At 64.3% G+C, this 14915-nt stretch carries 17 protein-coding genes; 10 read left to right on the top strand and 7 right to left on the bottom strand.

From position 1 onward, the window contains the following. Window positions 1-63: 63 nt before the first annotated feature. Window positions 64-606: a transposase gene (locus XH96_RS09585; RefSeq protein ID WP_194392282.1), complete on the top strand. Its 543-nt coding sequence runs from the start codon at window positions 64-66 to the stop codon at window positions 604-606. 886 nt (window positions 607-1492) lie between these two features. Here XH96_RS09585 and XH96_RS09590 read toward each other — a convergent pair. After that, window positions 1493-2335: a MoxR family ATPase gene (locus tag XH96_RS09590; protein ID WP_024339458.1), complete on the bottom strand. Its 843-nt coding sequence runs from the start codon at window positions 2333-2335 to the stop codon at window positions 1493-1495. A gap of 93 nt (window positions 2336-2428) precedes the next feature. Continuing rightward, window positions 2429-2674 (bottom strand): GlsB/YeaQ/YmgE family stress response membrane protein, encoded by a 246-nt coding sequence (locus tag XH96_RS09595; protein WP_028179892.1) that lies wholly within the window; start codon window positions 2672-2674, stop codon window positions 2429-2431. A 163-nt stretch (window positions 2675-2837) separates the two neighbouring features. Here XH96_RS09595 and XH96_RS09600 point away from each other — a divergent pair, with 163 nt between their 5' ends. The 3 genes from XH96_RS09600 (at window position 2838) to sseA (ending at window position 5596) form a co-directional block, all read left to right on the top strand. Further along, entirely contained in the window at window positions 2838-4013 is a 1176-nt protein-coding gene (locus XH96_RS09600) for a VWA domain-containing protein (RefSeq protein WP_194392283.1), read from the top strand. 129 nt (window positions 4014-4142) lie between these two features. Further along, window positions 4143-4556 (top strand): rhodanese-like domain-containing protein, encoded by a 414-nt coding sequence (locus tag XH96_RS09605; RefSeq protein WP_028179894.1) that lies wholly within the window; start codon window positions 4143-4145, stop codon window positions 4554-4556. Between the two features lie 185 nt (window positions 4557-4741). Continuing rightward, window positions 4742-5596 (top strand): 3-mercaptopyruvate sulfurtransferase, encoded by an 855-nt coding sequence (gene sseA / locus XH96_RS09610; RefSeq protein WP_194392284.1) that lies wholly within the window; start codon window positions 4742-4744, stop codon window positions 5594-5596. 58 nt (window positions 5597-5654) lie between these two features. On the opposite strand, the gene XH96_RS09615 is transcribed toward sseA, so the two are convergent. Further along, window positions 5655-6437 (bottom strand): hypothetical protein, encoded by a 783-nt coding sequence (locus XH96_RS09615; RefSeq protein WP_194394084.1) that lies wholly within the window; start codon window positions 6435-6437, stop codon window positions 5655-5657. Between the two features lie 367 nt (window positions 6438-6804). On the opposite strand from XH96_RS09615, the gene XH96_RS09620 reads away from it, so the two are divergent. Then, window positions 6805-7998, top strand: a complete 1194-nt coding sequence (locus XH96_RS09620) for a L,D-transpeptidase (RefSeq protein ID WP_194394085.1) — start codon at window positions 6805-6807, stop codon at window positions 7996-7998. Between the two features lie 71 nt (window positions 7999-8069). Here XH96_RS09620 and XH96_RS09625 read toward each other — a convergent pair whose 3' ends face one another. Beyond that, a complete protein-coding gene (locus XH96_RS09625; protein ID WP_194392285.1) occupies window positions 8070-9032 on the bottom strand; it encodes a D-2-hydroxyacid dehydrogenase family protein in 963 nt (320 codons plus the stop codon). 129 nt (window positions 9033-9161) lie between these two features. Continuing rightward, entirely contained in the window at window positions 9162-9377 is a 216-nt protein-coding gene (locus tag XH96_RS09630) for a hypothetical protein (protein ID WP_194392286.1), read from the bottom strand. 233 nt (window positions 9378-9610) lie between these two features. Here XH96_RS09630 and ettA point away from each other — a divergent pair, with 233 nt between their 5' ends. Beyond that, complete coding sequence (gene ettA / locus XH96_RS09635; RefSeq protein ID WP_194392287.1) at window positions 9611-11260, top strand: energy-dependent translational throttle protein EttA; 1650 nt, start codon at window positions 9611-9613, stop codon at window positions 11258-11260. A 7-nt stretch (window positions 11261-11267) separates the two neighbouring features. Beyond that, window positions 11268-12494 carry a lytic murein transglycosylase gene (locus XH96_RS09640; RefSeq protein ID WP_194392288.1) on the top strand — a complete coding sequence of 409 codons (1227 nt, stop codon included), beginning with the start codon at window positions 11268-11270 and terminating at the stop codon, window positions 12492-12494. A gap of 80 nt (window positions 12495-12574) precedes the next feature. On the opposite strand, the gene XH96_RS09645 is transcribed toward XH96_RS09640, so the two are convergent. Together XH96_RS09645 and XH96_RS09650 are read right to left on the bottom strand one after the other, a co-directional pair. Next, the gene (locus tag XH96_RS09645; protein WP_028179902.1) at window positions 12575-12859 is read right to left on the bottom strand and encodes a hypothetical protein; all 285 of its coding nucleotides are present in this window, start codon (window positions 12857-12859) and stop codon (window positions 12575-12577) included. Window positions 12860-13072: 213 nt separating this feature from the next. Next, complete coding sequence (locus XH96_RS09650; protein WP_131869664.1) at window positions 13073-13393, bottom strand: hypothetical protein; 321 nt, start codon at window positions 13391-13393, stop codon at window positions 13073-13075. A 131-nt stretch (window positions 13394-13524) separates the two neighbouring features. Between XH96_RS09650 and XH96_RS09655 the strand changes: the two genes are divergently transcribed. From XH96_RS09655 to bfr, 3 genes are all read left to right on the top strand, one after another. Then, entirely contained in the window at window positions 13525-13833 is a 309-nt protein-coding gene (locus XH96_RS09655; RefSeq protein WP_194392289.1) for a hypothetical protein, read from the top strand. Window positions 13834-13995: 162 nt separating this feature from the next. Then, window positions 13996-14268 carry a bacterioferritin-associated ferredoxin gene (locus tag XH96_RS09660; RefSeq protein WP_028182392.1) on the top strand — a complete coding sequence of 91 codons (273 nt, stop codon included), beginning with the start codon at window positions 13996-13998 and terminating at the stop codon, window positions 14266-14268. Window positions 14269-14399: 131 nt separating this feature from the next. Next, window positions 14400-14888, top strand: a complete 489-nt coding sequence (gene bfr, locus XH96_RS09665; protein WP_024339472.1) for a bacterioferritin — start codon at window positions 14400-14402, stop codon at window positions 14886-14888. Window positions 14889-14915 lie beyond the last annotated feature (27 nt).

Here is a 14915-nt window from a genome sequence, read left to right on the forward strand (position 1 = left end):
CGCTGCGCTCTACCCATCCTACCAGAGCGATGACGTCTATGCGAGGTTGTGCCATGATGAGGCATGACCTCCTATCGGCGCAACTTCGTCCCCGGCGGAAGCTTCTTCTTCACGGTCAATCTCGCCGACCGCCGACAATCGCTTCTGACGGCGAATATCGACCTGTTGCGCGCGGCCTTTCGCGAGATCCGTCGACGGCATCCCTTCACGATCGATGCGATTGTGATCCTGCCGGAGCATCTTCACACCGTCTGGACGATGCCGGACGGAGATGCCGATTTTGCAACGCGCTGGCGACAAATCAAATCCGCTTTCTCCTGCAGTCTCGCAACAAGCGAGCCGGTGTCGGCTAGCCGCGCCGCCAGAGGGGAGCGCGGCATTTGGCAGCGCCGCTATTGGGAGCACACCATTCGGAACGAGGAGGATTATGCCCGGCACATCGACTACGTGCACATCAACCCGGTCAAGCATGGCCTCGTCAAACGGGTGTGCGATTGGGGCCACTCGTCGTTCCACCGCCACGTGGCGCTCGGCATCTATCCGACAGACTGGGCTGGTGATCTCTCAAAGTTAGAGCGCGGCGCCGACTTCGGGGAGCCGAGTTGATGCGATGATCTGTAGGATGGGTGGAGCGCAGCGAAACCCATCATCGTGCGGCAATCGCTGAAGCAGGATGGGTTTCGCTGCGCTCTACCCATCCTACGAATTGCCCGTCGGGCAAAACACCCGCCGCATCGTCAACCCCTTCCCGCGAAAATATTCCACTTTACCGAAATTCGGAATTGCGGCATAACCCGAAACAGCCCGGCCCACGGAAGAGGGGCGGTTCGCGAGTCGTTCGAAACGCGGGCCGGGTTGCGGTGGACGCGGCAGCGTCGGCACGAAAGGTGCGGGCAGGGCGGGTAGTCCCTGTGAGCCCGTGGCCGCGTGCAGACGAGCGGCGCTGAGCGCGTACGGCAAAACCGTGTGGTCCTGGCCGTCGTTGCTACGGTCAAGCCTTCCGCGAAGGTGCGCGCGAGCCCAACCGGGCAAACGGCATCGTCAATTCGCGGGGCGAGGGAGGCCAGAAGGAATTCGGCTCCCGGGAGAGCACGGCATAAGCCGTCCGACCATCGCGCAGGGAAGGCCGAGTGATCGGCGACACCTGTATGCTGCTGTGCGGTTTCTCTGCGTGTGCTTTTCGCGCAGCGGACCGCGGGTGCCAGTCGGCACCCGGTCTTCCCTGCGCCCTCTTTCTTTTGGGCGATGGAACGAAAGCAAAGCTCGGGCGAGATGAGCCGCGAGGCTGCGAAGACGTGTCTGCGAGCCAATGTCGCCGTAGGATGGGTAGAGCGGAGCGAAACCCATCAACTTCAACCTCGCAGGAAGAGCTTGATGGGTTTCGCTTCGCTCTACCCATCCTACAAGTCTTCCTACTGGATTCCCCGCCTTCGCGGGGAATGACACCAATGCTTGGAGCGACAGCGGAGCGCTATCGCAAGTGAGCCCGGGCCTACACTTCCCGCCGGCTCAGGAACGCCAGGCGCTCGAACAGGTGCACGTCCTGCTCGTTCTTGAGCAGCGCGCCGTGCAACGGCGGGATCAGCTTGCGCGGGTCGCGCTCGCGCAGCTGCTCGGCGCTCATGTCCTCGTTGAGCAGCAGCTTGAGCCAGTCCAGAAGCTCCGAGGTCGACGGCTTCTTCTTCAGGCCGGGCACCTCGCGCACCTCGAAGAAGATGCGCAGCGCTTCCTCGACCAGGCGCTTCTTGATGCCGGGGAAGTGGACGTCGACGATGCGGCCCATCGTGTCGGCGTCGGGGAACTTGATGTAGTGGAAGAAGCAGCGGCGGAGAAAAGCGTCCGGCAGCTCCTTCTCGTTGTTGGAGGTGATCATCATGATCGGGCGCTGCTTGGCCTTGATCGTCTCGCCGGTCTCGTAGACGTGGAATTCCATGCGGTCGAGCTCGAGCAGGAGGTCGTTGGGGAATTCGATGTCGGCCTTGTCGATCTCGTCGATCAGCAGCACCGGGCGCTGCTCGGCGGTGAAAGCCTCCCACAGCTTGCCGCGCTTGATGTAGTTCTTGATGTCGGAGACCCTCGCATCGCCGAGCTGGCTGTCGCGCAGGCGCGACACCGCGTCGTATTCGTAGAGGCCCTGCTGCGCCTTGGTGGTGGACTTGATGTGCCAGGTCAAAAGCGGCGCGTTCAACGCCTTCGCCACTTCCTCCGCCAGCACCGTCTTGCCGGTGCCGGGCTCGCCCTTCACCAGGAGCGGGCGCTCGAGCACGATCGAGGCATTGACGGCGACCTTGAGATCGTCGGTCGCAACATAGTCCTTGGTGCCGGTAAATTTCATCGCGCGTCCTTGTTGGTCGTCGTCCCGGGCAACGCCTCGGTCACGACAAGCGAACGGCCGCGCTTGGCGGCCGTTCCTGGTTCGGTCAGGCTTTCAGACCCGTTTTATCAGCGAAAGGATGACGAGCACAATCACCGCGCCGATCGTGGCGTCCACGATGGCGCCGACCGTGCCCGTTGCCAGCTGGATGTGCAGCTGCGGCAGCACCCAGCCCGCAACCAGTGCGCCGATGATGCCGACGACGATGTTGCCGACCAGCCCAAATCCCGCCCCGTGGACAATCTTGCCCGCGAGCCAGCCTGCGATCGCGCCAATGATGAGCGCTGCGAGAATTCCCATTGCGAACGTCCCCAAAACAACCCCGTGAAACCGCCAATTCTAGAGCAAAAAGGCGTCGGGTCCACGTTGAATTGGTTCGCCGACGCGCGTGGTTCACCTCTCCGATGGGAGAGGTGAACCGGCGCCCCTTGACGTTCGCCACCCGACGGGCAATCTGTCAGCCATGTTCCTGCAATTCTTCACCTCTCTGCGCGACGCGCAGGTCCCCGTGACGCTGCGCGAATACCTCACGCTGATGGAGGCGCTCGACGCTGACCTGGCGGACTACACGGTCGAGAATTTCTATTATCTGTCCCGCGCCTCCCTGGTGAAGGACGAGCGCAACCTCGACAAGTTCGACCGCGTCTTCGGCACGGTGTTCAAGGGGCTGGAAAGCCTGCTCGAGGCCATGGACAAGGCGGAGATCCCCGAGGAGTGGCTGAAGAAGCTCGCCGAGAAGTACCTGACAGAGGAAGAGAAGAAGCAGATCGAGGCCATGGGCTGGGACAAGCTCATGGAGACGCTGAAGAAGCGCCTCGAGGAGCAGAAGGGCCGGCACCAGGGCGGCTCGAAGTGGATCGGCACCGCCGGCACCTCGCCGTTCGGCGCCCATGGCTACAATCCCGAAGGCGTGCGCATCGGCCAGGAGAAGAACCGCAACAACCGCGCCGTGAAGGTGTGGGACAAGCGGGAGTTCAAGGATCTCGACGGCAATGTCGAGCTCGGCATCCGCAACATCAAGGTGGCGCTGCGACGCCTGCGCAAGTTCGCACGCACCGGCGCGCCCGACGAGCTCGATCTCGACACCACCATCCGCGAGACCGCCAATCACGGCTATCTCGACGTTCACATGCGCCCCGAGCGGCGCAATGCGGTGAAGCTGCTGGTGTTCTTCGACATCGGCGGCTCGATGGACGCGCATATCGAGCAGGTCGAGGAGCTGTTCTCGGCGGCGAAGAGCGAGTTCAAGCACATGGAGTATTTCTACTTCCACAACTGCCTCTATGAAGGCGTGTGGAAGCAGAACAAGCGCCGCTTCACCGACCGCACGCCGACCTGGGACGTGCTGCACAAATACCCGCACGACTACAAGGTCGTGTTCGTCGGCGACGCCTCGATGAGCCCATACGAGATCATGGTGCCCGGCGGCTCGGTCGAGCACGTCAACGAGGAGCCGGGCTCGGTCTGGCTCGATCGCATCATCCGCACCTATCCGCACAGCGTGTGGCTGAACCCGGTGCAGCAGAAGCACTGGGACTATTCGGAATCGACCACCATCATTCGCCGCATCTTCGCCAACCGCATGTACCCGATCACCATCGAGGGGCTGGAGAGCGCGATGAAGGAATTGACGCACTAGCTCCCGCCGTCATTCCGGACGGCCGCAAAGCGGCCGATCCGGAATCTCGAGATGGAGTGTGACGATCGAGGCTCCGGGTTCGATGCTGCGCATCGCCCCGGAACGACGGAGGAAAAGAAGGGAAGACCCATGCCCCAGACCATCACCCGCGGCATCAAGGCGCTGATCGACGAGGCCAATGCCGAGATCGAGACTCTCACCGCCAAGGACGCCATCGAGATCTCCAAGAACGGCGACGTCGTCATCGTCGACATCCGCGATCCCCGCGAGATCGAGCGCGACGGCCGTATCCCCGGCGCTTTCGCCTGCACGCGGGGCATGCTCGAATTCTGGATCGATCCGCAGAGCCCGTACGCCAAGCCGATCTTCCAGGAGGACAAGAAATTCGTCTTCCACTGTGCCGGCGGCCTGCGCTCCGCGCTCGCGGCCAAGACCGCGCAGGACATGGGCCTCAAGCCCGTCGCCCACATCGCCGGCGGCTACGCCGCCTGGCGCGATGCCGGCGGTCCGACGGAGAAGTGGGAGCCGAAGAAGAAGGGGTGAGGGGTGCTGCGCTGTCGTGCCAATCTCCGCTGTCATTCCCCGCGAAAGCGGGGAATCCAGTACGCCGCAGCCTCTCGGCTCAATCATAACCGCCTCTGGAATACTGGATCGCCCGGTCAAGCCGGGTGATGACAGCGGAGTTTGATGCGCATGCTTCAACTTCGGAACGACAAGAAAGACATCGCATGACCGCCACCGACCCCCTCGTCTCCACCGAATGGCTCGCCGCCCACATCGGCGACGCCAACGTCAAGATCCTCGACGCCAGCTTCAAGCTGCCGGGCGTCTTGCCGCTGCCGAAGGACGACTATCTCGCCGCGCATCTGCCGGGTGCGGTGTTCTTCGACGTCGATGCGGTGTCGGATCATTCCAATCCGCTGCCGCACATGTTTCCGAGCGCCGAGCAGTTCGGCCGCGACGTCGGCAATCTCGGCATCGGAAATAGCGACACCGTCGTGATCTACGATGCCGGCGGCTGGGTCGCAGCGCCGCGGGCGTGGTGGATGTTCCTGTCCTATGGCCACGGCAATGTGCGCATCCTCAATGGCGGCCTGAAGAAGTGGCGTGCCGAGGGCCGCCCCGTCGAGAGCGGCGAGGTCAAGCCGAAGCCTGCGACGTTCAAGGCCAACTATGATTCAAACCGCGTGCGCAGCATGCAGCAGCTGATCGCCAATGTCGAAAGCCGCACCGAGCAGGTGATCGACGCACGTGCCGCCGATCGCTTCGAGGGCCGCGCGCCCGAGCCGCGGCCGGGCATTCGCTCCGGGCACATCCCCGGCGCCCGCAACGTGCCCTACAATTTGCTGTTCGACGCCGCGACCGGCGCGATGAAGCCGCTCGAGGAGCTGCGCGCCGCCTTCACGGCCGCCGGCGTCAAGCTGGACGCACCAATCGTGACGAGCTGCGGCTCCGGCGTCTCCGCCGGCGTCCTGACGCTCGCGCTCTATCGCCTGGGGATCACCGACACCGCGCTCTATGACGGCTCCTGGTCGGAATGGGGCCAGGAGGGCGGCCCGGCCATCGCAACCGGTCCGGCATGACGACCTCTGTGAGCGTTCCAGGTTGCCTCCCGCAAGCGGGAAGAGGTGAAGGAATGCCTCACCGCGTGCGCGCGGTCGTTGTTGTCGCGAAAGCCGGCTGCGGCTGTCCAAACGGATCCAGCTGCTGCTGCAGCTGCTGAGGCGGCGGACGCCGCACCACGCGGGGCCGCTTCTTGGCCTTCGCCTTGCGCTTGGTCGCCTTGGCGTCGGATGCGCCGCCGTCCGCCTTGTTGCTCTCGGCCTTGGCCTTCGCCGGCGCGTCCTTCACGGCTGAGGTTGCGGGATCGTTCAGCGCGGCCACCTTCGCCGAGACGACATCAACCGCCGAGGAGGCGAGCGCGGCACCGGGATCAACCTGCGCCGGCTCGCTGGCGGCAGGCGCAAAGTCCGGCTTGGCCTCGGGGATCGAGGCCGTGGTATCGGCGGGAGTGAGCGTGTCGGTGGGCGCTGGCGCTTCTGCTTCCGTCATCGTCTCGGGCTTGGCCGGCTCAGGGGCCGGAGGCGCGGCTTCGGTGACCTGCGGCTCCGGATCGGCCTCGGCCGTCAGCGCGGCCACCTGCTCGGGCCCGCTCGCGGGCAGTCCGATCGTCGGCACCCGGTCGCGCAGCGACGGTGCGGGGGCGGGCGCGATCTCCGGCTCCGCTCGCAACACCGCGAGCACCGGCTGAGCCGGTTCGGGCACTTGCGCAAACACCTGCTCCTGCGGGCCGTTCCGCCAGGAGGGGTTGCTGACATATTGCTGATGGGTCGCCCGCAGCAGCGCGGCGGCTCCTAGGCCGAACACCAGGATGGAGGTTGACAACAGGATCGCGGCAAACAGGAAGCGAAAGCCGGGAAGCATCGAGCGATTGCGAATTTCCGCCCCGGCGGCGAGGTGGCCAGGGCCAAAGAGCCATTTGAACGCGGTGACGGTACTGATTGCCGCGTTCGCCACGCGGGATCGGAGCTCGGAAAGGTGGCGAATCAGGCTGATTCGACCATATCGCAACGATCCTGCGCCGTTCCGTTAAAATCGCGGTCGAATAACACGGCAATTGATGGCGCAATACGATTTCAGCCCCGTGATGCAACGGGGCAACGGTGGTCTTGCGGATCACAAATCGGCAAATCCGGCGCAAATAGGCCTGATATGTCTTGAATGTGCCGCTATCTTCCGTCATCTGGCCGTTAACGGTCCGATCGGGCTTCGGGACTATACAAGAGCGATGATGATCAAACACTTTCTGACGATATGCGCTGCCGCAACAGTCGCTGCGGCGGGAACCTCGCTCGCTCAGGCTCAGAGCTATCCGGTCCAGCACGCGCCGAGCTATGGCGCCCCGGCCGAATATCGGCCCGGTGACCGCACGCCGAGTTTCGACGCGCTGGACGAAGACGACGACGCGCTACCGCAGGCCTCGCTGCCGCCGCCCGGCCCAGTCGACGATCCGCGCTACGGTCGCCCGGTCGGCGCGCCCCCGGTCTATTCGGCCGCCCCGCAGGGGCCGGTGATGTCGCCGGATGATCCCCGATACGGTCGTCCGGCTGGCGCTCCGCCGGTCTATTCGGCGGCGCCCCAGGGGCCCGTGATGTCGCCCGACGATCCGCGCTACGGCCGGCCCGCCGGTCCGCCGCCGGTGATTTATGCCAATCGTCCAGGGCAGCAGGCTCCCGCCAGTGATGGCTTGCGTCCGCCCGAGGCGGTCGGCGGTCCCGCCGCGACCGGGACGGTCGATGCCGCCCAGCCGCCCGTTGGCGCCGACGGCCGGCCGATGACGATCGCCTCGCTCCCGCCCGAGGAGCAGCCCGACGCTGCACCGGCGCAACTGCCGCCGAACCTGCGCCGCCAGGAAGTCGCGTTCCAGACCAAGGAGCCGGCCGGTACGCTCGTGGTCGATACGCCCAACACCTACCTCTATTACGTGCTCGGAGGCGGCCGCGCGATCCGCTACGGCGTCCGCGTCGGCCGCGACGGCTTCACCTGGACCGGCGTGCAAAAGATTACCCGCAAGGCCGAGTGGCCGGATTGGCATCCGCCGACCGAGATGATCGAGCGTCAGCCCTACCTGCCGCGCTTCATGGCCGGCGGCCCGGGCAATCCGCTTGGCGCCCGCGCGATGTATCTCGGCTCGACCGTCTACCGCATCCACGGCACCAACCAGCCCTCGACGATCGGCAAGTTCGTCTCCTCCGGCTGCATCGGCATGCTCAACGAGGACGTCTCCGACCTGTTCGATCGCGTCAAGGTCGGCACCCGCGTGGTGGTGCTGCCGGGTGGCCCGCCGCCGGGAACGGCGACTGCCTCAGCTGCGCCGACGCAGGGCGCTGCCGGGCCGGCTCCGATCTCCGCCCAGGCTGGGCCGGTTCCGGGGACGCAGCCGACCGTGGTGCCGCCGCTGCCCGCGCCGGTCACCGTGCGCTGACGCTGCGAGAGAATTTCGAATTGCGATGGGCGTGCCTTGGCACGCCCATCGTCGTTGAGGCCAGTGTCGTTTCAGGCCAGCCTGCGCGGCAGCTCGCCGCCCTTGGTGAAGGCGTCGATCGCCTCGACCATCTGGCCGTAATGGATGCGCAATCCGTCGGAGGTGGCGTAGCCGAGGTGTGGCGTCAGCACGAGGTTGTCGAGCTTGCGGAAGGGATGGTCGACCGGCAGCGGCTCGACCGAGAACACATCCAAGCCGGCGCCTGCGATCCTCCGCTGCTGCAACGCCTCGAGCAGCGCCTGCTCGTCCACGATCGGCCCGCGTGCGGTGTTGACGAGGAAGGCTGTCGGCTTCATCCGCGCGAGATCGGCGCGGCCGACGAGGCCACGCGAGCGATCGCTCAGCACCACATGGATGGTGACGATATCGGCCTTGGCGAACAGCTCCTCCTTGGTGGCGTAGCCGACGCCGGCCTCCTTGCACTTCTCCGGCGTGAGGTTCGGGCTCCAGGCGATCACGTTCATGCCGAACGCCTTGGCAATGCCCGCCATCTTGCTGCCGAGCTTGCCGAGCCCGACGATGCCGAGCGTCAAGCCCTCGATCTCGACGCCGGCAAAGGTTTGCCAGGGCTCGCCGGCATGCAAGCGCGCATTCTCGCGGCCGATGCCGCGGGTCAGCTCCAGGATCAGGCCCATGGTGAGTGGCGCCGTCGGATCGCGCGAATATTGCGTGCCGCCGATGGCGACATTGCGCGCCTTCGCAGCTTCCATATCGATGGAAGCGTTGCGCATGCCCGAGGTCAGCAGCAGCTTCAGCTTCGGTAGGCTCTCGAACAGGCTCCTGGGGAACGCGGTGCGCTCGCGCATCGCGCAGATGACGTCGAAGTCCGCCAGTGCGCTCGCCGCGGCCTGCTCCGAAGCGAAGGGATGGCTGAACACGGTGACGTCGACCCGGTCGGACAGTTTCTGCCAGTCGGCGACGTCGAGCGCGAGGTTGAAATAATCGTCGAGAATTGCACAGCGCAGCCGGCTCATCAGCGTTTATCCATGGTGAGAGATGACGGCGCAGGCGGGCACCGTCGTCGGAGCCCGGCCATGGTTGCGCGCAATCACACCTGTGCGCAAGCAGCTGACGACTTCAAAAGTCCGATAGGGAGGAGGCGCTCAGAGATCGCGGGGCTTCAGGCGGAACGGCGCATCCATGCCGTGCTTGGCGCGCCAGGCGGGACCGGGTCCACGCATGTAGTGCAGTTCGGGCCGGTAGGGATTGAAGGCGGTGGTGAAGAAGCGCTTCCAGAAGCCCTTGACCTCCGAAACGAACCCGAAGACGTGGCCGGCTCCTGCCGGAACTGAATGAGAATGCGTCTCGATCAGAGCCATGATGCGGCCTCGCTGTGCTCCCGTTCATTCTGGCGGGCGGCGCTGTTTCCGCGCGAAACCGAGCTTTCGGCCTGATTTATTAAAAGATGGTTTCAATTGTCCGGATTGGCGTCCGGATGGTGTCCATTCCGTATTCATCCGTGGTGAACGGGCGGAAAACATTGCCCTTTTGGGGCGGGATCGTTACATCGGCGGCAAGCAAATTTCCTCAAATCGAAGGTGTCACGGGACCGATGGCGCGCCAGTTTATCTATTTCATGCAGGGCCTGACCAAGAGCTACCCGACCCGGAAGGTGCTCGATAACATCCATCTGAGCTTTTACCCGGACGCCAAGATCGGCGTGCTCGGCGTCAACGGCTCGGGTAAGTCGACGCTGCTCAAGATCATGGCAGGCATCGACAAGGAATATACCGGCGAGGCCTGGGTCGCTGAGGGCGCCCGCGTCGGCTATCTTGAACAGGAGCCACAGCTCGATCCCAAGCTGTCCGTGCGCGAGAACGTCATGCAGGGCGTCGCCAAGCAGAAGGCGATCCTCGATCGCTACAACGAGCTCGCGGTCAACTATTCCGACGAGACCGCCGACGAGATGACCAAGCTCCAGGACGAGATCGAGGCCCAGGGCCTATGGGATCTCGACAGCAAGGTCGACCAGGCCATGGACGCGCTGCGATGTCCGCCCGACGATGCCGACGTGACAAAGCTCTCCGGCGGTGAGCGCCGCCGCGTCGCGCTATGCAAGCTGCTGCTCGACCAGCCCGAACTCCTGCTGCTGGACGAACCGACCAACCATCTCGACGCCGAGTCCGTGTCGTGGCTGGAAGGCCATCTGCGCAACTATCCCGGTGCGATCCTGATCGTCACCCACGACCGCTACTTCCTCGACAACGTCACCGGCTGGATCCTCGAGCTCGATCGCGGCCGCGGAATCCCCTACGAGGGCAACTACTCGTCCTGGCTGGTGCAGAAGCAGAAGCGCCTGGAGCAGGAGGGCCGTGAGGACGCGGCACACCAGAAGACGCTCGCCCGCGAGCAGGAATGGGTCGCCTCATCGCCGAAGGCACGTCAGGCCAAGTCGAAGGCGCGCTATCAGCGCTACGAGGAGCTGCTCAAGAAGGCGAGCGAGAAGCAGACCCAGACCGCGCAGATCATCATTCCGGTCGCCGAGCGGCTCGGCGCCAACGTGGTCGATTTCGACGGCCTCAGCAAAGGTTTTGGCGATCGCCTCCTGATCGACAATCTCACGTTCAAGCTGCCGCCCGGCGGCATCGTCGGCGTGATCGGCCCGAACGGCGCCGGCAAGACCACGCTGTTCAGGATGATCACCGGCCAGGAGAAGCCGGACGCAGGCACGATCACGGTCGGCGAGACCGTGCATCTCGGCTATGTCGACCAGTCGCGCGATGCGCTCGACGGCAAGAAGACCGTGTGGGAGGAGATCTCCGGCGGCAACGAATTGATCCTGCTCGGCAAGAAGGAAGTGAACTCGCGCGGCTATTGCTCTGCGTTCAACTTCAAGGGCGCGGACCAGCAAAAGAAGGTCGGTGCGCTCTCCGGCGGTGAACGCAACCGCGTTCATCTCGCCAAGATGCTGAAGTCTGGCGCCAACGTGCTGCTGCTCGACGAACCGACCAACGACCTCGACGTCGACACGCTGCGCGCGCTCGAAGAGGCGCTGGAGGATTTCGCCGGCTGCGCCGTCATCATCAGCCACGATCGCTGGTTCCTCGACCGTATCGCGACCCATATCCTGGCCTTCGAAGGCGACAGCCATGTCGAATGGTTCGAGGGCAACTTCCAGGATTATGAGAAGGACAAGATGCGCCGCCTCGGCCAGGACAGCATCATTCCGCACCGCGTGAAGTACAAGAAGCTGACGCGGTGATGTCGGCATGATGCGGCGGGCGCTCATCGCTGCGGTGATCGTGGTTACCTGCGGCTGGTCGTCCGCCCGCGCAGCAGACGCTGCCTTCATGCAATTCATCGCTTCGCTCTGGCCGGAAGCGCAGGCCGCGGGCGTCTCGCGCGCGACCTTCGAGCGAGAGACGCGCGGGCTCGAGCCTGATTACAAGCTGCCCGACCTGCTTCTGCCGGGCCGGCCTGCGACCGGTGCGCCCTCGCAGGCCGAGTTCGTGCAGGTCCCTGCCGACTACGTCAAGGAAGCTTCGATCGCGCGGCTCGCTGGCGAGGGGCAGCGGCTGCTGCAGAAATATCGCCCGGTCCTGAGTGAGATCGAAAACAAGTCCAGCGTGCCCGCGGCTGTGATGCTGGCGATCTGGGGCCGCGAGACCGACTACGGCCGCTACGCGCTGCCCTACGATCTCGTGCGCGTGCTGGCGACGCAGGCCTATGTCGGCCGGCGCAAGGACCAATATCGCAACGAGTTCATCCTCTCGCTCAAGATTCTCGACGAGGGCGTGGTGACACGCAAGGACATGCGCTCGTCCTGGGCCGGCGCCACCGGGCTGACGCAGTTCCTGCCGTCGGAATATTACAAGCATGGCGTCGACTTCGACGGCGATGGCCGCATCGATATCTGGCACTCCGTGCCGGATGCGTTGGCCTCAGCCGCGCAGCAGCTCGTCAACAAGGGCTGGCAGAGTGGCCTCCGCTGGGCCTATGAGGTGCAGGCGCCCGCGAAGGTCGATTGTACTACGGGCGTACCGGAGGTGACGAAGCCGATCGGTCAATGGCTGCGCGAAGGCTTTGTGCCGGTGCGTGGCGCGAGGCTCAGCGCCGCCGAGCAGGCGCAGCAGGCCTCGCTGCTCCAGCCGGAAGGCATCTACGGCCCGTCGTTCCTGACCACGAAGAATTACTTCGTCATCAAGGAATACAATTTCTCCGATCTCTACGTGCTGTTCGTCGGCCATCTCAGCGATCGCATGACCAGCCCGCTGCCATTCGCAACGCCCTGGTCGGCTTCGAAGCAGCTGCGCACGAAAGACGTCGAGACCATGCAGCGCGAGCTGACGCGCGTCGGGCTCTACAAGGACAAGATCGACGGCAAGGCCGGCATGCAGACGCGTGCCGCGCTCGGCGCCTATCAGAAGTCGGTCGGCCTCAAGGTTGATTGCTGGCCGAGCGAAGAGGTGCTGCGGTCGATCCAGGCGGGGCGATAGCGCAGGACCAAAAGAAAAAACCCGGCCGATGGTCTCGGCCGGGCTTTGACGCGGTGCTTGTGAGCGCCGTGCGGATCAGATCAGTAGCAGACGCGAACCGGGCGAACGACCCAGCCATAACCGTCCCAATAACGCTGGCGCTGCCAGTAGCAGGGCGGGGGCGGCGGGCCGGGCTCGGCCACGTAAACGGGACCGCCATAGGCCGGACGGCTCGAGGCGATCGCGCCGCCGACGATCGCGCCACCGATCAGCCCGGCTGCGATACCGGCACCGATGTTGTCACCGGCTTTCGCCGGCGGCGTTGCGGTCACCAGCGAACCGGCGACCGTTGCAACCGTGAGGGCGGCAACCAAAGTCTTCTTCATGCTCTTGGCTCTCCTGGGAGATGGACTTCCCCTGTAAGGGATGGCCCGGGTTTCAAAGGTTCACGCACACTCTGATGGAATTTGGCCTTGCGGTTAGGAAGCGCGCAAATGGTCAATCCACGGTAAACGCACACGGAGCTGTGACGAGAAAAAGCGGTCTTTTTCGGGCTCCAAGATGAACGGCGCATCCGTAGTGAACCGGTTAAGCGCGCCTCAGCCACAAACTCTGACCCGGCGGACGCGCCAGGCATAGCCGTCCCAGAAGCGCTGCTTCTGCCAGACGCAATTGCCGTAATAGTCGTCGGCGACATAGCCCGGACCGGGGGCGTAGTAGCGGGGCGGGTAGTAGCCCGGTTCGTAATAACGGGGGCCTGGTCCGTAATAATACGGAGAGGCCAGTGCGCCACCGACGATGGCGCCGCCGATGATCCCGGCCGCCACGCCCGCTGCGACACCGCGCTGGGCATGGGCCGGTGTGCCGGCCGTCAGGGCCAGAGTGAGGACGGCAGCGACTGCCAGGAGCGACTTCTTCATGCGCTTGACCTTATCACATGGGGAACTCTTTGGGGCACAAGGTTCCATACTTCGCTTGAATGATCAATGAACGGTCCCTTTGCCGGAGACGACCAACCGGCATGGGCCCCCAGTTTCATCAGGAGACGCTGATGGGCAACGTGATGGTCAATGCACTGATTGCTGCTGGGGTCGTCTTCGCGATCGGCTACGGCTGGATCGCTCACCTCCAGAACCGGGGCCGGCGGCGCACGCGTGTCGGGGCCGGTGGTGCCGGCGGTGGTAGTGGCGCCGACACCTACATGCGGACAAGCGACGGCTTGTCGTTGGGAAGCTGGTTCTCCAGCGACCGTTCGGGGAGCTCGACCGACGGCGGCAGCTGTTCCAGCAGCGATGGCGGCAGCAGTGGCGGGGACTGCGGAGGTGGCGGCGATGGTGGTGGAGGCGGTGGCGGCGATTAGCTCCGCCACAAGCTTGATCAACCGCAATACCTGATTTTAGAGCCGTTCTAGGCTGATTGCCGGGCCAGTTTGGAATAGCTTCAAATACCGCTTTTTCCTTTTGCATCCGGCCGGCCCGTTAAATATCGATGATGGTGCATCACCGAAGGGCCTGCCGCTTCCATGATCGTTTGTTCCTGTAACGTGCTGAGCGATGAGGACATCCGCGCCGCCGTCGCCGAGTCCGACGACGCCGTGCGCCATGCCAAGCAGGTCTATGGATGTCTCGGCTGCAGCGCCGAATGCGGCCGCTGTGCCCGGACCATCAAGACCATCATCGACGAAGCGCTTGGCCCCTGCGCCCAGTCTTGCTGCGCCGGCTGTCCCCATGGCCATACCGTTGCCGCCAATGACGAGACGGCTGAACCTGCCCAGTTCGCCCTCGCGGCCTGCTGAAAACTTCCGCATCCTCAGCTGAGCTTTTCCCCGGCCGCGTCCGCATAGCCGGTTGCCGGCGCGCGTAAACTCATTTAGAAGCATTCTAAATTCGGTTAGGACCGATTTGGACTGCAAAGCTGGAGTGAACCATGCAGGGCGACGCGAAGGTCATCGACTATCTCAACAAGGCACTGCGTCACGAGCTGACTGCGATCAATCAGTACTGGCTGCACTACCGTTTCCTCGACAATTGGGGCCTGCTGGACATGGCCAAGGTCTGGCGCAAGGAGTCCATCGAGGAGATGGAGCATGCCGACAAGCTTACCGCGCGCATCCTGTTCCTCGACGGCTTTCCGAACATGCAGGTGCTGGATCCCCTGCGCATTGGCCAGAACGTCAAGGAGATCATCGAATGCGATCTCGCCGCCGAGATGAGCGCGCGCGCGCTCTACCAGGAAGCGGCGACCTACTGCCACGGCGCCAAGGACTACGTTACGCGTGACCTGTTCGAGAAGCTGATGAGCGACGAGGAGCACCACATCGACTTCCTCGAAACCCAGCTCGACCTGATTGGTCGCATCGGTCTCGAGCTCTACACCCAGAAGCACGTCGGCGGGCTCGAGGGCGAGGGGCATTAAGCTCCGCCCGCCTCTCTCCATTCGTCA

Source organism: Bradyrhizobium sp. CCBAU 51765 (assembly GCF_015291725.1).
GTDB classification, from domain to species: domain Bacteria; phylum Pseudomonadota; class Alphaproteobacteria; order Rhizobiales; family Xanthobacteraceae; genus Bradyrhizobium; species Bradyrhizobium liaoningense.